The organism is Paenibacillus sp. F4 (assembly GCF_002894905.1).
Lineage (GTDB): Bacteria > Bacillota > Bacilli > Paenibacillales > Paenibacillaceae > Paenibacillus > Paenibacillus polymyxa_B.
The window spans coordinates 126363-141542 of the sequence record NZ_POVS01000003.1; the positions used below are offsets into that span (position 1 = coordinate 126363).

The following is a 15180-nucleotide window of genomic DNA, read 5'->3' on the forward strand; positions in this document are numbered from 1 at the left end:
GTATTTAACTCGTTACGAAGCTGCTTATACTCGCTGCTTTGCTCAGATGAATCAGTATTTAAGCTCTTGACTGCGGATTTGCGTAAATTCTCAATGAAAAAAGCCTTAGCCCGGTAAGTACCGAGCTAAGGCTGTATCTTATGACTTACAAATCGTCAAATCCGTTGTCATCTCCGACCTTGCCATAATTGCGTGATTTTGCTTCAAAGAAGTCCGTTTTTGTCGCATTCAGCGCTTCATCTGAGAATGGTTTAATCCAAGGCATACAATTTACATCTACGCCATCGTACGCTTTATCCATACCAAGCAGTCTCAGGCGCATATTTGCCATGTATTTGATGTAATCGCTCAGCTCGTTCAAGTCGATGCCGCGAACCTCTTTGAGTGTATAATGCGCCCAATTCGTTTCCAGCTCCACAGCTCGGTCAATCATACGATAGACATAGTCCGTATTTTCCTTGGTATTTAGCTCAGGGAAATCGGACAATAGCTGCTTAAACACTTCGGCAAAGAAGTAGCAATGCTGATTTTCATCACGCTGAATATACGAGATCATTTGGCTGGTTGCCATCATTTTCTGATCACGGGCCAAATTGTAGAAGAAAGCAAATGTGCTGTAAAAGAAAATGCCTTCCAAAATCAAATCGGCTACCATCGCTTGGAAAAAGGTTTGTGGGTTCTGCTCATCGCGGAACTCCTGATAAATGTCCGAGATGAATGTGTTACGCTCCAGCAGGACGGGATCGTTTTTCCAGTATTCAAAAATTTCCTTCTGTTCCTGATCTGACACCAAAGAAGACAGAACGTAGGAGTAGGACTGGTTATGCACCACTTCCTGCTGCCCGATAATCGCCGAAATAGCTTCCAGAGAGGAATCGGTAAAATAGCGTTTTACATCCCCGACAAACATCGTTTGCATCGAATCCAGTACAGCCAGCAGGCCGATGTTAATTTTGAAGGTGCGCTGTTCTTCGGCATCCAGCACAGGGAACTGGGACGCGTCCTTGGACATCGGAATTTCATCTGGTATCCAGTGGTTCAGCAGCAGTACTTTATACAGTTTGTACATATGCGGCATCCGAATATCGTTCCAATTCAAAATACCGGAGCTTTCGCCTTCAATAATACGGGTAGAGCGATTTGGCGCTTCCGTGTTAAAAATCTTCTGTAACTGCATGAGAGCTTCTCTCCTTTAGTTTAGGATGCGCAGCTATCACATTCTTCAATCGTCAGTGCGCGGCTGCGTACATAATAGGTCGATTTCATACCTGATTTCCAGGCATGGATGTGCAGCTCTAAAAATTCAGTTGCTTTAATATCGGGACGTACATACAGGTTAAAGCTTTGGCCTTGGTCAATATGACGCTGACGTGCAGAAGCCATGTTGATCGAAGCGTGTTGATCCAGCAAGAAAGCCGTCTTGTAGTACCAGATGGTTTTTTCGTTCAAATCTGGTGCAGGGTTAGCAATCTTGTAAGTTGTTTTCTCTTCATAGGAAAGCAACTCATACAATGGATCAATGCTGGCGGTAGAGCCTGCGATGATGGACGTGGAACCGTTAGGCGCGATGGCGAACAGCCATGCGTTACGGACACCATTTTGTTTGACTTCTTCTGCAAGCTCGCTCCACTCGGACGTAGTGACAAATTTGCCTTCGCGTGTACCATCCGTATAGCCACGGGAAGTGAAATAGTGCCCAGTAGACCAGTCAGAACCCTCGAATTTGGCATAACGGCCTTTTTCTTTCGCTAGCTCCATGCTGGATTTGACTGCCAGGTAGTTAATCTTTTCATACAAATGATCGTTATAGGTTACCGCTTCATCGGATTCCCAACGGATACCTTCCAGTGCGAGTAAATGATGCAGTCCAAATGTACCCAGACCAACAGCGCGATATTGGCTGTTCGTATATTGTGCTTGCAGTACTTCAATGTTGTTGATATCAATAACATTATCCAGCATACGTACCTGAATCGGTACGAGGCGATCCAGCACACCTGCCGGAACCGCACGAGCCAGATGGATGGAGTTCAGGTTGCAAACAACAAAGTCGCCAGGAATTTTGGAAATAACAATGCGTGTTTGTCCGTCCTTGGTGACCAGTTCTTCTTTTTCCACTACAGTTGCAGATTGGTTTTGCATAATTTCCGTACACAGGTTGGAGGAATATACCATACCATGGGCGCGGTTCGGGTTGGCCCGGTTTACCGTATCACGGTAGAACATGTACGGTGTACCTGTTTCCAGTTGTGATTTCATCAGGCGCTTCATGATGTCGATGGCAGGCACTGTAATACGAGAGAGAATGGGATGCTGTGACGCCTCCTCATACTTTTCGCGGAAGGTACCTGAACCGAAGGTTTCATCATAAAAATCCTCCAGACCCAGTGGACGACCCTTGTCATCTTTCCAGCCCATCACCTTCTTCACTTCATGCGGACAGAACAGATTCCATTCGCCCCGGGCTTCGACCCGCTCCATGAACAGATCGGGCAGACATACGCCGTGAAACACGTCATGTGCACGCATCCGCTCGTCACCGTTGTTCAGCTTCAGGTCAAGGAACGCGAGAATGTCCTTGTGGAATACGTCCAGATAAACGGCAATTGCACCTTTGCGAGTACCCAATTGGTCTACGCTAACAGCTGTATTGTTCAACTGGCGAATCCACGGAATGACGCCGGAACTTGTATTTTTATGTCCACGGATATCGGAGCCACGCGCCCGTACTTTACCGAGGTATACGCCGATGCCGCCGCCCATTTTGCTAAGACGGGCTACATCCGTATTGGAGTCGAAAATGCCTTCCAGCGAGTCGTCTACGGTGTCGATAAAGCAGCTGGAGAGCTGTCCGGCCACCTTTTTTCCGGCATTGGACATGGTTGGTGTAGCTGCTGTCATGTACATGTTGCTCATCGCCCAGTATGCTTCCTTGACCAGCTCCATACGCTTGTCGGCAGGCTCTTGGTGCATCAGGTACATCGCGATGATCATGTAGCGTTCCTGCGGCAGTTCCATTACGCGTCCGTCAAAATCATTGGCCAAATAGCGCTCAGACAGCGTTAACAGCCCGATATAATCGAACAGCAGGTCATTTTTCGGCAAAATGGATGCACCCAACTCATCAATTTGCTCTTTGGTATAATAATCGAGCAATTCCTGACGGTAGATCCCCTTTTCGACCAATTCTGTGATCAGTGGATAAAAAGCGCCGTAAGGCTCGTCCGCATAGGATTTGTAACGGCGGTGAGTAGCCGCTTTTTTATACAAGGAAGTGAGCAAAGCACGCGCTGCGGCAAATTTCCAGTCCGGTTCTTCCTTACTAACCAATTCAAGGGCAGCCATCGCAAACGCGTTGCTGATGTCATCCCCCGTGACTTCGTCCCGGCGCAGTTTGCTAGTTACACCGCGGATGAGACGATCCTTATCCAGCTTGTCCAGCCCGCTGAGTACACGGTCGGCATATACGGAAATGCGTATTTCATCAAAAGCCAACTGGCGATTGTTTGGTTTGGTTACGAGTTGTGGCATAGGATTAATTCCTCGCTTTCCTGATTTGGAATCATACTTGGGAATAGGCATGAAAATGATCATGATGAGAAGATAATGGCGAAAAAAGCGATGGTCAGACAGCATTTGGGGGCTGTATGTAATCCAATAACATAGAAATAGCGATGCACCTGCCAATGAAGGGGGAAAAGATGGTTCCCGTACGATTTATCGGCTACATCACTATATTTAGACGTGTTATGAATATTTAACCCAACATATTGTGTGTATAAACTTAAAATTTCAAATAAGTGCAAGGAGTATTATAGCAACATTCGAAGCCATACGTAAAGGAAAAGGAATGGAAAATCAAAATATGCAGAGAAGTCGTGGGCTGTATTTGAATTGAGGCAGTTTGAACGGTACAATGAATGATAGAGTTGTTTCCTACAGAAACAAGCAGCATACATATGAACTTTTTTTTATGAAATAGGGTTACTCGCTCTATCGGACTGAGATTTTAGATTTTTAAAGAAGCGACGATTTTAAATTAAAGGAGGAACTTGGCGATGGCTATTGCAGAAGTGACAGTGATCCCGATTGGAACGGGGAGTACAAGCCTGAGCGACTACGTTGCCCAGATGCAAAAAGTGTTGAAGACGCAAAAAGGAATTACCTATGAGCTTACCTCTATGAGTACGATTATTGAAGGTTCGTTGGACGATGTGTTTACCGCCATTGCTGCGCTGCACGAAGCGCCATTCCTGTCAGGAGCTAAACGTGTTTCCACTTCGGTCAAAATTGATGATCGCCGTGACAAGCCTTCCTCCAGTCACCAAAAGCTCCGTTCCGTAGCAGAGAAACTATCTGGCACCGCGACAGGAAATGTTACCGAACTAAATCCAAATCCTAGTTGAAAAAGTTGATGTAAGTGATTGATTTTTATGTAACTAAGAGTATAATAGTTTTTGTTGTCAGTTACACTGACCTGCTGGTGTAGCTCAGGGGTAGAGCAACGCACTCGTAATGCGTAGGCCGGGGGTTCAATTCCCTTCACCAGCATAGCAAAAAATCCTTTAGTGGCGCGGTTTTCCGGTCGGACGGTAACCGCGCCTTTTTATGACTGCAAACCAATTGCAAACATTCGTTGAGTTAAAGCGTTGAATCGTCATCGAAAATATCCTTTCCCAGGCCTTTCAAAGCGGCCTCTTGCAATCCAGGTAAAACATGAGAATAAGTGTCTAATGTTATTGTTATAGACGAATGACCTAACCTTTCTTGCACGATTTTAGCATGTATTCCTCTCTTTAATAGGAGAGTAGCGTGAGTATGTCTAAGATCATGGAACCTTATTCGTGGAAAGTTTTGAATATTTTCATCCTCGTCAATTTTGTCTAGTATCTTATAATACGATCTAGATAAATTTCGCGGACTTAATGGAGTCCCAATGTGTGTTTGTATAACTAATCCATGATCGTTGTAAAAATCCTTGTTGGACTCTTTCTCCATTTCCTGCTCTACATAATGATCTCTTAACATAGTTACCGTAGATGGGAATAAGGCTACTGACCTTTCCCCGCTGGCCGTTTTAGGTTCGTGAAATTCATATCCAGAATCTGCTTTAGTGTACGCTTGCCGAACAGATAACTTTGAGCCCTCTAAATCAATATCCTTCCAACGTAACCCTAGTATTTCTCCAATTCTCATTCCAGTAGATGCAGCCAATTCAAAAGCTACATAGAATCGATCTTTTCTAGCGAAATCAAGGAAGATTTTCAATTGGTTCTCATTCCACACTTCAAATTTGACCTTTTTAACCCGTGGCGGAGTAACTGCTTGAGCTATATTCCTTGGTATATCGCCGTAACCAACTCCTTCTTCGAGTGCATCTTTTATAAGGCTGTGGAGTTTCTTTATGCTGTTTGCAGATATTTTAGATAGAAGTTTTTTGTTGTATAGGTCACTCAAATGTCGTGGTTTTAGTTCGAATATCTCTAGTTTCCCAAGATGCGGGATTAGATGGGTTTTGATAAGCCAAGAGTACGCCTTGAATGTTCCGGGTCGAACTTGGTTTTTTTTATTCTCCAACCAACGAGTCATAAACTGCTCAACTGTTTCGTCTGTTTCTTCAATGTATGTTCCGTCATTTATCTCTTTGATTTTTTCTATCATGGCTCGTTCAGCATCTCTCTCTTTGTCAAAACCGGAGAACCATTTTTGTATTCTCTCTCCCGTTATTCTATCTTTGCCGATAGTTACAACGAAACACCATTTATTTCCTCTTTTTCTCACGTGTCCTTTCACTTTAAAAGCACCCTTCCTTTTTTTTATTTCAAGACAAGGACCAAGTTACATGGAAATCCCCCCTTTCATTGTTATTTTAGGCATGGCTAAACAGGCCCGCTTGAAGATAAAAGTGAGCCTACAAAATTGAGTATGTATTTATTGTTTGTTTTTTCTTTGTTGCTCCAACCTCTTCCAAAACATTCCTGTAAGCATGTCGTTAACTGATTTTTTATCTTCTTCTGTTAGAACCACACCATTATAGGTTACCTCTTCTTCTTTTAGGAGGAGCTCGCTCAAATCATTTTTATCCGTTTCATTTGCCCATTCTGGAGCTGCGATATCTTCTTTTCCTCTTAGGTCATCGACTGTTGTATTAAAATAATCGGCAATTAGACTCAGAGAATCTATTTGCGGGTTTTTAGTTGTGCCATTCAGTATTTTAGTGAGAGTTGTATAGGGGATGTTTGTATCTTTGGCTAATCTGTACGCGGTTATGTCTTTCTTTCCCATTAAGTCCTTTATTTTTTCTGATATATCCAACTCCACAACCTCCAAAGTATAACTAGATAGGGTTATATCCCAATACGGTAATAATAAATCACAATAGGGAGATATGTCAAGTTATATGGAGAGAAATAAAGGAAACAACGGATTATATGACCTTAAAGGGTTATAACCAGAGTTTACTATAGTCGTAAAGGGTTATATTATGTGTTCAGGAGGTGAGCAACATGGGGTTGAAGATTGAGGAAAATGTGAATCAACTTCTTGAGATAAAGGATTGGACGATTTATCGACTTTCTAAAGAAAGTGGAGTTTCGCTTACAGTTCTTTACTCTCTCGGTTCTAAAAAACGAGGACCGAATGCCGAAACGCTTCTAAAAATCTCTAATGCACTTGAGGTAACGGTAGATCGGTTGTTGAAAGGAGAAGCAAAATGAATCCTGATTTAATAACTGTACCGCAAATGGCGAAACGATTGCAAATCAGCAAGAGCAAAGCGTACAGATTGATTGGCAGAACTGATTTCCCATCCTACAACTTTGGTGAGAGACAGACACGAGTCTTCTGGCCTGAAGTTGAAAAATGGGTTAAATCAAAACACACACATGAGAAAGGGGAAACAGTATGACTCAATTAGTATTCATTGAAAATGGAAACACGGTGACTGACAGTCTAACAGTAGCGGAGGTATTCAAAAAGGAACACAAACATGTGCTACGGGATATCAAATCACTTGAGTGCAGCGAGGAATTTATAGAGTCCAATTTTGGACTCATTGATTACACTGATTCACGCAATCGTACACAACAAAAATACATTATCTCTCAAGACGGTTTCTCGTTCTTGGCAATGAGTTACACCGGGAAAGAAGCAGCACGCTTCAAAGAAATGTACATCACAGAGTTCAATCGGATGAAGGAAACACTGAGCAAGCCGCCTGTTCCTGTATTAACAGAACGCCAAGCAATTATTCAATCTCTCAAGCTCACGGCTGAGGTGGCGGAGGAAGTCGAAGTGGTGAAAGCCACTACAGCGGAACACGGTACTAAACTGGTAGAGATTGAGCAGAAGTTGGACAAGCAGATTACTTTAAATAGTGGTCAACAACGAACGCTGCAAAGAGCAATTTCCAAAAAGGTGTACGCCATTGAGCCAGATAAGGACGCACGAGGCGAGTTATTCCAACAACTTCACCGAGAAATCAAAGATCGCTGGCAAGTGACATCTTATAAGGATGTGCTTCGGAAAGAACTGGAGAACGTCCTGAACTACATTACTTACTGGCGTCCTATTAAGAAAGGAGAATGAACATGGATATCTTACAACAACGTATTACCGACCTTGAAAATATGTACGATCAGCTTGCGGATAATCCGTCGTGGGTACATCCAGAAGTATCACTGGCATCCTTCGGCTGGCTGCTGAACGAGATTATGAGCCTTCGGGCGTTGTTGCCAGCAGAAAAAAGAGCGGCGTCATGATATGGCGGTGGTGGCGTAAACGTCCTGTGGTAGTCACTAAGGACCTTTCTGGATTAAGTGTACTGACGGACGAGCATTTGGATTACTTGGGTCGATTGTACGAACAGGAGCCGGAATATGGCCTTATCAAAAACCGTATCTCATTTGGTCGCTATGTCGAGTTATCGCAAAAAGTTAAGTGGGAGGTTTGATATGGTGATCAGATGCGGATGCGGCCGGGAAGCCAAATACCTTGTATACGAACATGAGGAACCCCATTGTATTGATTGCATGATCGAGGCCGTTGAGTGTAAAAATCAGGTGCTTGTGAGGGTGATAGATGATGCATATGCAAACTCGCGTCAAGGGAAGCAATAGTTACTCTGATCTACAGGCATTGATGCAAGTTGGTGGACAAGCCGTAGAGAAAGAAAATGGAAAAAGTGATGTTTATATTCAGCAGTGACGTTGCTTATCGGGAATATCGCCGTATTCGGCGGGAACAGAAGGAGGGAATGAAACGTGAAAACGCCGTTAGAACAAGCTATCCAAACACTTGAAGAGTTGCAGGCCGAAACTGAAATTCGTGGTAAGTCTCTGAATAACATCGTAGAGCCTTTGCTAATCTTTCGGGATGGGAAGTTGCAATTTGTCTTAGAAGCACTGTATGACGTGCGTAATGCCATAGAAAGTGAAACGACCCTGGCGGCAACCAGAGTCGAATCAGAAACTTATTAATAACAATTTACGGAAACAATATCACATTTCTAGGAGGATGTAAACATGTCCGAAGAGGTCAAGCTTAATTTGTTTCAGAAAATCAGCGCTGTCATGCGTGACGTGGAATACCTTTCTAAAGACGACAAAGTAGAGTTTGGCAACACTAAATATAAAGCGATCAGCGAAGAAAAAGTAACGTCTGCTGTGCGTGCAAGTCTCATTAAACACGGATTAATTGTGCTTCCTATCAAGCAAGTTCATACCAAGGAAGGTAATCTGTCCACGGTAGATGTGGACTACAAAATCATAGACATTGATACCGGGGACCATGAAATTATCGTTTCTTCTGGTACAGGAGCTGACACGCAAGATAAAGGCGTGGGCAAGGCTATGACCTATTCATATAAATATTTGTTCCTGCGTACGTTCGCTATCCCAACAGGTGAGGACCCGGACAAGATAAGCAGCGCGGAACTGGACGAAAAACAGCGGATTGAACGTGAGAAAAAAGAGGCTGCTGAAGCAAAATTGCTCAAGGATATTGAAACGAAATGGAAGGTTCTTTCTGGAAGCACAGAAGGCATGCAGGAATGGATCGACAACATGAAGCAAAAAGGTCATTCTCTGCAACAAATGCATGAGTCGCTTGCAAAGAAACTTGTAGATAAACAGAAGGAAGGTGCATCCAGTGCTAAATAGAGTTATATTGATTGGCCGTTTAACCAAGGACCCTGAACTCAGATACACCCCGAACGGGATTGCCACAACTCAATTCACGCTAGCTGTAGACCGTCCATTTACGAGTCAGGGCGGTGAACGGGAGGCGGATTTCTTGCCCATTGTGACCTGGAGACAGCTTGCAGAGACGTGCGCCAACTATCTTAAAAAGGGTCGTCTAACCGCTGTAGAGGGCCGTGTACAGGTGCGTAACTACGAGAACAGTGAAGGCAAGCGTATCTATGTAACTGAGATTGTAGCGGATAATGTGCGTTTCTTGGAATCTAACCGTGATAGCCAAAGAGACCCAAACGAACCTGACCATCGCCCTCGACATGATGGAGATCCATTCCATGACGATGGGAAACACATAGATATATCAGATGATGATTTACCTTTCTAGGAGGACATATGGAGATAGCCAATGTAACACAGGAATTGTATGCGGCCTCGAAACGACTTGGAAAGTCAGCGGATGCATTGTTCGGATTGGGTAAAGACAAAGCGGAAACAGAGCGTGTCTATCGCGCTGAACTGGCTAAGGAAATGTTTAAGCTTCGGCAGGAAAAAATGCCCGTGACTCTTATACCGGATCTGGCAAAAGGAAATGTGTCAGAAAAACTATTTGACCGGGACTTGGCAGAGACACAGTTTCAAGCGGGAATTAAAGCGGCGGATGCAATTAAGGTTCAAGTTTCAGCATTGCAAAGCATCCTCAAATTACAGACGGATATATAGGAGGGCCTATGAAGATAGATTTAATGGATGAATGGTATCCCGTTCCTAAGCCCGGCAAGAGCAAACGTGTGAAGCTCACACAGAAGCAGAAAGGCGATATCAGCCAACAAGTAGACAAGCAGCTTAAAGCGCGGTCACATGGCTTGTGTGAGTTGTGTAACGCCGCCAGAGCAACAGAGCGGTCACATTTGACCGGGCGACCACACTTGGATGAGAAAACGAAGGTAACTGACCTAATACATTTATGCACTCCTTGTCATGATTGGTTAGATGAGACGCCCGAAGGGATCAGGTCGCGGAATTTTATCGCAAGAGCAATTAATACGGTGTTGGAACACCAAGCAACTAAGTAGGTGGTGACATGGACGGATGGATCAGCCTCCATAGGAAGTTGATTGAAAGCGAGATATGGGAGAAGCCGCCACTCTATGCAAAGGTGTGGATTTACCTTCTCCTATCTGCTCAGCACACGCAGTACAAAGGACTAAAGCAAGGGCAAGTATTAACGTCTATTCCAGAGATCATAGATGCTGTTTCTTGGAAGGTGGGAGCAAGACGGGAACGCCCAACGAAAGACCAAATATATCAGGTTTTAGAGTTTTTACGCGGTAAAGCGATGAAATCGAAACGAAGCCCTGACGAAAGCAACGCGAAGGCAATGATGATCACGACGACGAAAGCAACGCACAAGTTACTGATAACCATTAGTAACTACGGGGTTTATCAGGATTTGAAGAGTGGCGAAAGCAACGACGAAGGCAACGGCGAAAAAGCTGCGAAGCCGCCACGAAAGCAACGGCAACCCGACAATATAAACAATAATGATAATAATGACAACAATGAACAACAAGGAAAAAATAAAAAACCACCTTCTCCGAAAAGCCCGAAACGGACTTATTCAGAGGACGACTTATATTATCGCTTAGCTAAAAGGTTCCATGAATTGGCCTATAAGAATGCTCAAGATGCTGGAACCGCTCATTTGATCAAAAAACCAAACTTCCAGAATTGGGCCAATACCTTTCGACTGATGTTTGAAAGAGATAATGTACATGAGTCCGAAATTGGAGATGTGGTGAAGTACGCTCTATCGGAACCTTTTTATCGAACCATCATATTTAGTCCTGATAATCTACGAAAACACTATATAGCTATTTTAACCAAAATGAGAACACAGGGAGGCGGTGGACGTGGACAGCGTAAAGCCAGCTATGCAGCAGCTGCTCAAACGGGTGGAAGCTATGAAAGCCCAACAGAAGACCTCATCCTTGGAAAATCAGGGTCAGAAGAAGAGCCTGTTTCCGAAGAACTCTTACAGCGAATTAGAAGCACCTGAGGGCTGCCCTAAGTGCGATTACACCGGGACGATAAATACATTCCGCTGGATAGAGAAAGAGGGGTATACGGACAAACGTGGAGCGCCTATGAAGGTGCAGGTGGCGCAAGTGGAACCTTGCTCCTGCTTACTGGATCGGCAGCTAGCAAAATATACAGCAAACAGTAGCTTCAACCATGAGCAAAAGCAGCATACCTTCAAAAATGCCGTGATTGACGCGAAAAACGCTGAGCATTTTGCAATTGCAACTGATTTTCTTAACAATATTGACTCTCATAAAAAAGACGGAACGTGGCTTTATATCTTTGGGGATGAAACCAGGATAAAGGGAAATCAGAGCGCTTATGGCACTGGCAAGACGTTTTTGATGGACTGTATAGCCAATGCTCTAGCAGAACGGCGCATGCCAGGCCTCTATGTGACCGAGGAAACGCTTTTCGGGGATATCAAGTCTACTTACAGCCGGAACAGTGAAGAGAGCGAGAACGAGGTTCTAAGCCGCTATTACAACGTGCCTGTGCTGATGATAGATGACCTGTTTACTGCTCCTTATACCGAATGGTCTGAAGGTAAGCTGTACAGCATCCTGAATGAACGCATGCAGAACGGCATGATTACGATCATAACCAGTAATTATTCTACTGACCGGATACATGAGCGACTACCGCTGAATGGTCGGAAGATTGCCAGCCGGATTGTTGGACAAGCCCAACGAATTGAAATGATTGGCCCGGATCGGCGTGAGAAAAAGGCCCGGGATAGACTCCAATAAGAAGGGAAGAAGATAGGATGGATCATTACACGCTGATAGAGAAATCTACAGGTCGGAAGATGGGATGTGCCTGCGGGAAGCTCCCTGATAAGGTACTGGAGAAGTTAGACGCTCGGATGGAAGAAAGTAACGCAGAGGATTGTGAAGAGTGCATGGGAGAGGGGATAGAGGAATGAATAATAGATGGCGGCAGCTAAGAAAGATTATGACAGAAGATGACTTTTTCTGGTCTGGTATAGAAAATCAGCCGGAAGCGCCTTGCCCCGTATGTGGCGGCAAATTGATTTATGACTCTTGGTTTGAGGAATGTTTTGGTTGCACGGAGTCAGTTACGAAATGCACCGGATGTAACTACCTTGATTCATGGTCTTATGGTCACACGCATCTTGAAGTTGGTAAATGGTCTACTGACTTCTTTTACTCTACTCCAGATGAAGAAGTAGAACGGATAAGAAGTGAATTCATCCGGCTGATGATTTTTGAGAAGCAGCGCCGGAAGAGAGAGATTCGCAAATACTACCGCAAACGCGGATAATACAGCCCCTAAAGGGCAAGGAGAGGAATAAAGGATGATTAGAATATCGGGAACAGCAACTGTGCGTGTGGATTATGAAGTGGAAATCGAATTGACGGAAGATAAATTTTATGAACTAACCGAGAAGAAACAAACCGAACTCCTTGAATCCGCAATTGACTGGTGGGATGCTTTACGGAATGGGCAAACAGACGAAATTGAAGTCGATGACATTGAGGAGGTCTAAACCATGGATAAGAAGATACAAGTGAGTAGACCCATTAAATTTAGAGCGTGGGACGTGTTTGCAAAAGAAATGGACTATGAGGTGACTATTGATCCAGACGGCAAGGTGGCGGCATTTAATCCGTTAGACGGGCAATATGTACGTGGCTTCTCAGACGATGAAAAAGTGCTCATGCAATATACCGGATTAAAAGACCGTAACGGTAAAGAAATATACGAGGGAGATGTAATCCAAATGGATTGCGGATGTGATTCTGAATATGGATGCTCGCACGGACCGTGGCATGGATATGTGAAATGGGACCCGGAAACAGCGTCCTATGAACTGAGAGATATGGATGGCAGGTGGAGCGGAGAAGCATTTGAAGAAAGTATGACGGATGAATATTTAGTTGTGGGCAACATCTATGAAACTCCACTGGAGGATACCCCATGAATCCAATAGACCCCTACGAGCTAATAGATAAGGACTACAACGAGTTTCTGCGTATAGGAAGGGAAACGTATGGAATTGCTGAAAAGGAGACTGAAAACGAACGTGAGACCGTTTGAAAGCATGACCAATTCTGAACTGGTCATTGCAGCTTATGACGAAACTAAAGATTATGACTATCGAATACTTGCACATGAAGAAACCTACCGGAGGGCAGGTGTAACGGATGGCAACGGACTACACAAACCGGATGGATGCAATTTTTGAGACTTGGGAATATCACCTGTATGAAAAGCTTGCTGGAGCAGACCGAATTGTTGCGCTGATTCAAAGCGAGGGTTCAATGTTTGGTATTCCGCCAGAAGCACGGACGGATTATATAAAGCGAAAACTGGTAGACATGATAGATCAGATAGCGGAAAAGCGTGAAGCTAGTGACTTGGGCAAACCGGGGCGCAAAAAGAAAATAGGATAGGGGAATGAATATGACCAGATACGTAGGAATTGACCCGAGTACCAAAACAGGGGTATGCATCTTGGATGCAGATGGTAATGTACTTGATGCGTTGGAAGTAACGGCAGAGGGGAAAGATCCAGAGCGGATGTATGACATCATCACCGATGTTTGCGAAAACGTAGATTACGGTGATGTGGTAGTGATAGAGGGTTTTGGCTTTGCTTCACAATCAGGCTTCCTCCTTGGTGGGATCGGCTGGGGAATCAGACTGAATTTATATGAACGTTACATTAAATATCAGGAAGCTGCTCCTTCAGCGCTTAAAAAATTCGCTTCAGGCAAGGGAAACACGAAGAAAGATGAATTGGCAGTCGAGATTTTTAAACGGTGGGGCTTCCAACACGGTTCAGATAACGTACGAGACGCGTTTGTTTTGGCTCAGATAGCCCGTTCTCTGCGAATGAATACCAACACAGCCAAGTTTCAAGATGACGTCATACAGGCTATTTTAAACCCGGCTCCCAAAAAGGGGAAAGGCAAGGTGAAGACCGGATGAACGAGGCAGAGAAACGGCGTGCTTTCCAAAAGATAAAGTCCCTTTCAACAAAAAAATTCTATCGCTTCATGGATGCCACAAATTCAGATGCTTACGACATGGCTATCAAGCACGTTACCGAGGCTATGAGTTGTGACCCAAAGATAAGCAAGCCGACTATCAACCGGGTGCTTGCAAAGGCGGAAGAGATACGGACATTATGGGACGGGATTAAGACGTACACAGTAGATGAGGTGTACAAATTTGACGGTGGGAAAAGCAGTTAATTCATATAACAACGAAATAGGGTGGATATATGAAAAGAAAAACCAAGTATGAACAGGAGAAAAAATGGATTCGTATTGCTGAGAAAAACGGCATCAAGAAAGAGTATTTCATCCAACGAATAGAGCAATACGGATGGAGTAAAAAAGACGCTTCTACGTTGCCGATAGGGACGGTTAGGAAGAAAAAAGCATAGCCCCCAAGGGCAGAGAGGACATAACAATGGATAAAGCAATTTTGACCCAAGCGCAGGCGGAGGCTGTGAATCTGCTTAAGAAAGTACACCCTGAGTCGTCCATTGTAAGAATGCATGTTGAGTATCCCAAAAAATGGTCGAAAGATTTTGAAGGTGTAAACGGCATGGAATTAGATTTGCTTATACGCGCTCTTTATATTGGCTACGAAGTGGAGCAAACATTGGAAGAGAAACGATATGAGGCATTTGATGAAATCACGGATCATGATGGATGCTTTTGTGGTGAGAGTGTGGCAGAAGCTAATGGTTTCCATGCTGGCTTTATCACGGCACTTAAAATCGCAGGCATTGAGGTGCCAGGCATAACGGATTAAGCCCCATAGGGGACAAGAAGGAGGGGCAACCCTCCATAAGGGGGAGAGACACCATGCATCCCCTATACCAAAGGAGAGATAAGAAATGGATATGAACTTAATCATTAATAACCAATTG

28 protein-coding genes and 1 tRNA gene are annotated in these 15180 nt (G+C 44.2%); 25 read left to right on the forward strand and 4 right to left on the reverse strand.

What is annotated here, in order from left to right:
* Positions 1-145: 145 nt before the first annotated feature.
* Positions 146-1177, reverse strand: a complete 1032-nt coding sequence (locus C1T21_RS00540; protein WP_103046779.1) for a ribonucleotide-diphosphate reductase subunit beta — start codon at positions 1175-1177, stop codon at positions 146-148.
* Positions 1178-1197: 20 nt separating this feature from the next.
* Entirely contained in the window at positions 1198-3531 is a 2334-nt protein-coding gene (locus C1T21_RS00545; RefSeq protein ID WP_103046800.1) for a ribonucleoside-diphosphate reductase subunit alpha, read from the reverse strand.
* A gap of 527 nt (positions 3532-4058) precedes the next feature.
* Here C1T21_RS00545 and C1T21_RS00550 point away from each other — a divergent pair.
* Positions 4059-4406 carry an MTH1187 family thiamine-binding protein gene (locus C1T21_RS00550; RefSeq protein WP_013308518.1) on the forward strand — a complete coding sequence of 116 codons (348 nt, stop codon included), beginning with the start codon at positions 4059-4061 and terminating at the stop codon, positions 4404-4406.
* A gap of 73 nt (positions 4407-4479) precedes the next feature.
* Positions 4480-4551: transfer RNA gene (locus C1T21_RS00555), tRNA-Thr, on the forward strand.
* A 90-nt stretch (positions 4552-4641) separates the two neighbouring features.
* On the opposite strand, the gene C1T21_RS00560 is transcribed toward C1T21_RS00555, so the two are convergent.
* Both C1T21_RS00560 and C1T21_RS00565 read right to left on the reverse strand, forming a co-directional pair.
* Positions 4642-5793: a site-specific integrase gene (locus tag C1T21_RS00560; protein WP_103046780.1), complete on the reverse strand. Its 1152-nt coding sequence runs from the start codon at positions 5791-5793 to the stop codon at positions 4642-4644.
* Positions 5794-5931: 138 nt separating this feature from the next.
* Positions 5932-6315 (reverse strand): helix-turn-helix domain-containing protein, encoded by a 384-nt coding sequence (locus C1T21_RS00565; RefSeq protein ID WP_103046781.1) that lies wholly within the window; start codon positions 6313-6315, stop codon positions 5932-5934.
* Between the two features lie 191 nt (positions 6316-6506).
* On the opposite strand from C1T21_RS00565, the gene C1T21_RS00570 reads away from it, so the two are divergent.
* The 23 genes from C1T21_RS00570 (at position 6507) to C1T21_RS00650 (ending at position 15062) form a co-directional block, all read left to right on the forward strand.
* Complete coding sequence (locus C1T21_RS00570; RefSeq protein WP_103046782.1) at positions 6507-6716, forward strand: helix-turn-helix domain-containing protein; 210 nt, start codon at positions 6507-6509, stop codon at positions 6714-6716.
* Positions 6713-6907, forward strand: coding sequence for a helix-turn-helix transcriptional regulator (locus tag C1T21_RS00575; RefSeq protein ID WP_058830754.1), 195 nt, complete (start codon positions 6713-6715; stop codon positions 6905-6907). Before C1T21_RS00570 ends, C1T21_RS00575 begins: the two co-directional genes overlap by 4 nt.
* Positions 6904-7587 (forward strand): Rha family transcriptional regulator, encoded by a 684-nt coding sequence (locus C1T21_RS00580; RefSeq protein ID WP_103046783.1) that lies wholly within the window; start codon positions 6904-6906, stop codon positions 7585-7587. The genes C1T21_RS00575 and C1T21_RS00580 overlap by 4 nt, the downstream gene beginning before the upstream one ends.
* Positions 7588-7589: 2 nt before the next feature.
* Positions 7590-7760, forward strand: coding sequence for a hypothetical protein (locus C1T21_RS27140; protein WP_179085882.1), 171 nt, complete (start codon positions 7590-7592; stop codon positions 7758-7760).
* Positions 7757-7951 carry a hypothetical protein gene (locus C1T21_RS00585; protein ID WP_103046784.1) on the forward strand — a complete coding sequence of 65 codons (195 nt, stop codon included), beginning with the start codon at positions 7757-7759 and terminating at the stop codon, positions 7949-7951. The genes C1T21_RS27140 and C1T21_RS00585 overlap by 4 nt, the downstream gene beginning before the upstream one ends.
* Before the next feature lie 128 nt (positions 7952-8079).
* Complete coding sequence (locus C1T21_RS27630) at positions 8080-8205, forward strand: hypothetical protein (RefSeq protein ID WP_258012318.1); 126 nt, start codon at positions 8080-8082, stop codon at positions 8203-8205.
* Positions 8206-8261: 56 nt separating this feature from the next.
* A complete protein-coding gene (locus C1T21_RS00590; RefSeq protein WP_103046785.1) occupies positions 8262-8477 on the forward strand; it encodes a hypothetical protein in 216 nt (71 codons plus the stop codon).
* Positions 8478-8522: 45 nt separating this feature from the next.
* On the forward strand, positions 8523-9158 hold the full coding sequence (locus C1T21_RS00595) for an ERF family protein (RefSeq protein WP_103046786.1): 636 nt from the start codon (positions 8523-8525) through the stop codon (positions 9156-9158).
* Positions 9148-9579: a single-stranded DNA-binding protein gene (gene ssb, locus C1T21_RS00600; protein ID WP_103046787.1), complete on the forward strand. Its 432-nt coding sequence runs from the start codon at positions 9148-9150 to the stop codon at positions 9577-9579. Before C1T21_RS00595 ends, ssb begins: the two co-directional genes overlap by 11 nt.
* Positions 9580-9587: 8 nt before the next feature.
* Positions 9588-9914 carry a hypothetical protein gene (locus tag C1T21_RS00605; protein ID WP_103046788.1) on the forward strand — a complete coding sequence of 109 codons (327 nt, stop codon included), beginning with the start codon at positions 9588-9590 and terminating at the stop codon, positions 9912-9914.
* An 8-nt stretch (positions 9915-9922) separates the two neighbouring features.
* Complete coding sequence (locus C1T21_RS00610) at positions 9923-10267, forward strand: hypothetical protein (RefSeq protein WP_258012319.1); 345 nt, start codon at positions 9923-9925, stop codon at positions 10265-10267.
* A gap of 8 nt (positions 10268-10275) precedes the next feature.
* Positions 10276-11250, forward strand: a complete 975-nt coding sequence (locus C1T21_RS27145) for a hypothetical protein (protein WP_180984518.1) — start codon at positions 10276-10278, stop codon at positions 11248-11250.
* Positions 11183-12022 carry a DnaA ATPase domain-containing protein gene (locus C1T21_RS00615; RefSeq protein WP_180984519.1) on the forward strand — a complete coding sequence of 280 codons (840 nt, stop codon included), beginning with the start codon at positions 11183-11185 and terminating at the stop codon, positions 12020-12022. Before C1T21_RS27145 ends, C1T21_RS00615 begins: the two co-directional genes overlap by 68 nt.
* A 17-nt stretch (positions 12023-12039) precedes the next feature.
* A complete protein-coding gene (locus C1T21_RS27150; RefSeq protein ID WP_180984520.1) occupies positions 12040-12198 on the forward strand; it encodes a hypothetical protein in 159 nt (52 codons plus the stop codon).
* Positions 12195-12557 carry a hypothetical protein gene (locus C1T21_RS00620; protein ID WP_103046790.1) on the forward strand — a complete coding sequence of 121 codons (363 nt, stop codon included), beginning with the start codon at positions 12195-12197 and terminating at the stop codon, positions 12555-12557. The genes C1T21_RS27150 and C1T21_RS00620 overlap by 4 nt, the downstream gene beginning before the upstream one ends.
* A gap of 34 nt (positions 12558-12591) precedes the next feature.
* Complete coding sequence (locus C1T21_RS00625) at positions 12592-12783, forward strand: hypothetical protein (RefSeq protein WP_103046791.1); 192 nt, start codon at positions 12592-12594, stop codon at positions 12781-12783.
* A 3-nt stretch (positions 12784-12786) separates the two neighbouring features.
* On the forward strand, positions 12787-13218 hold the full coding sequence (locus C1T21_RS00630) for a YopX family protein (protein ID WP_103046792.1): 432 nt from the start codon (positions 12787-12789) through the stop codon (positions 13216-13218).
* Positions 13219-13320: 102 nt separating this feature from the next.
* Positions 13321-13482: a hypothetical protein gene (locus C1T21_RS27155; RefSeq protein WP_180984521.1), complete on the forward strand. Its 162-nt coding sequence runs from the start codon at positions 13321-13323 to the stop codon at positions 13480-13482.
* Positions 13442-13690, forward strand: coding sequence for a hypothetical protein (locus C1T21_RS00635; protein WP_103046793.1), 249 nt, complete (start codon positions 13442-13444; stop codon positions 13688-13690). Before C1T21_RS27155 ends, C1T21_RS00635 begins: the two co-directional genes overlap by 41 nt.
* 10 nt (positions 13691-13700) lie before the next feature.
* Positions 13701-14228, forward strand: coding sequence for a RuvC family protein (locus C1T21_RS00640; RefSeq protein ID WP_103046794.1), 528 nt, complete (start codon positions 13701-13703; stop codon positions 14226-14228).
* Complete coding sequence (locus tag C1T21_RS00645; RefSeq protein ID WP_103046795.1) at positions 14225-14494, forward strand: hypothetical protein; 270 nt, start codon at positions 14225-14227, stop codon at positions 14492-14494. Before C1T21_RS00640 ends, C1T21_RS00645 begins: the two co-directional genes overlap by 4 nt.
* A gap of 29 nt (positions 14495-14523) precedes the next feature.
* Positions 14524-14688, forward strand: coding sequence for a hypothetical protein (locus C1T21_RS27160; protein ID WP_180984522.1), 165 nt, complete (start codon positions 14524-14526; stop codon positions 14686-14688).
* 26 nt (positions 14689-14714) lie between these two features.
* Positions 14715-15062 carry a hypothetical protein gene (locus C1T21_RS00650; protein WP_103046796.1) on the forward strand — a complete coding sequence of 116 codons (348 nt, stop codon included), beginning with the start codon at positions 14715-14717 and terminating at the stop codon, positions 15060-15062.
* The last annotated feature ends 118 nt before the right edge of the window (positions 15063-15180 follow it).

What these genes read in the sequence shown, in the direction of transcription:
- C1T21_RS00540 (WP_103046779.1), bottom strand. Translation starts at nt 1,177, where the DNA reads ATGCAGTTACAGAAGATTTTTAACACGGAAGCGCCAAATCGCTCTACC.
- C1T21_RS00545 (WP_103046800.1), bottom strand. Translation starts at nt 3,531, where the DNA reads ATGCCACAACTCGTAACCAAACCAAACAATCGCCAGTTGGCTTTTGAT.
- C1T21_RS00550 (WP_013308518.1), top strand. Translation starts at nt 4,059, where the DNA reads ATGGCTATTGCAGAAGTGACAGTGATCCCGATTGGAACGGGGAGTACA.
- C1T21_RS00570 (WP_103046782.1), top strand. Translation starts at nt 6,507, where the DNA reads ATGGGGTTGAAGATTGAGGAAAATGTGAATCAACTTCTTGAGATAAAG.
- C1T21_RS00575 (WP_058830754.1), top strand. Translation starts at nt 6,713, where the DNA reads ATGAATCCTGATTTAATAACTGTACCGCAAATGGCGAAACGATTGCAA.
- C1T21_RS00580 (WP_103046783.1), top strand. Translation starts at nt 6,904, where the DNA reads ATGACTCAATTAGTATTCATTGAAAATGGAAACACGGTGACTGACAGT.
- C1T21_RS27140 (WP_179085882.1), top strand. Translation starts at nt 7,590, where the DNA reads ATGGATATCTTACAACAACGTATTACCGACCTTGAAAATATGTACGAT.
- C1T21_RS00585 (WP_103046784.1), top strand. Translation starts at nt 7,757, where the DNA reads ATGATATGGCGGTGGTGGCGTAAACGTCCTGTGGTAGTCACTAAGGAC.
- C1T21_RS27630 (WP_258012318.1), top strand. Translation starts at nt 8,080, where the DNA reads ATGATGCATATGCAAACTCGCGTCAAGGGAAGCAATAGTTACTCTGAT.
- C1T21_RS00595 (WP_103046786.1), top strand. Translation starts at nt 8,523, where the DNA reads ATGTCCGAAGAGGTCAAGCTTAATTTGTTTCAGAAAATCAGCGCTGTC.
- C1T21_RS00605 (WP_103046788.1), top strand. Translation starts at nt 9,588, where the DNA reads ATGGAGATAGCCAATGTAACACAGGAATTGTATGCGGCCTCGAAACGA.
- C1T21_RS00610 (WP_258012319.1), top strand. Translation starts at nt 9,923, where the DNA reads ATGAAGATAGATTTAATGGATGAATGGTATCCCGTTCCTAAGCCCGGC.
- C1T21_RS27145 (WP_180984518.1), top strand. Translation starts at nt 10,276, where the DNA reads ATGGACGGATGGATCAGCCTCCATAGGAAGTTGATTGAAAGCGAGATA.
- C1T21_RS27150 (WP_180984520.1), top strand. Translation starts at nt 12,040, where the DNA reads ATGGATCATTACACGCTGATAGAGAAATCTACAGGTCGGAAGATGGGA.
- C1T21_RS00620 (WP_103046790.1), top strand. Translation starts at nt 12,195, where the DNA reads ATGAATAATAGATGGCGGCAGCTAAGAAAGATTATGACAGAAGATGAC.
- C1T21_RS00625 (WP_103046791.1), top strand. Translation starts at nt 12,592, where the DNA reads ATGATTAGAATATCGGGAACAGCAACTGTGCGTGTGGATTATGAAGTG.
- C1T21_RS00630 (WP_103046792.1), top strand. Translation starts at nt 12,787, where the DNA reads ATGGATAAGAAGATACAAGTGAGTAGACCCATTAAATTTAGAGCGTGG.
- C1T21_RS00635 (WP_103046793.1), top strand. Translation starts at nt 13,442, where the DNA reads ATGGCAACGGACTACACAAACCGGATGGATGCAATTTTTGAGACTTGG.
- C1T21_RS00640 (WP_103046794.1), top strand. Translation starts at nt 13,701, where the DNA reads ATGACCAGATACGTAGGAATTGACCCGAGTACCAAAACAGGGGTATGC.
- C1T21_RS00645 (WP_103046795.1), top strand. Translation starts at nt 14,225, where the DNA reads ATGAACGAGGCAGAGAAACGGCGTGCTTTCCAAAAGATAAAGTCCCTT.
- C1T21_RS27160 (WP_180984522.1), top strand. Translation starts at nt 14,524, where the DNA reads ATGAAAAGAAAAACCAAGTATGAACAGGAGAAAAAATGGATTCGTATT.
- C1T21_RS00650 (WP_103046796.1), top strand. Translation starts at nt 14,715, where the DNA reads ATGGATAAAGCAATTTTGACCCAAGCGCAGGCGGAGGCTGTGAATCTG.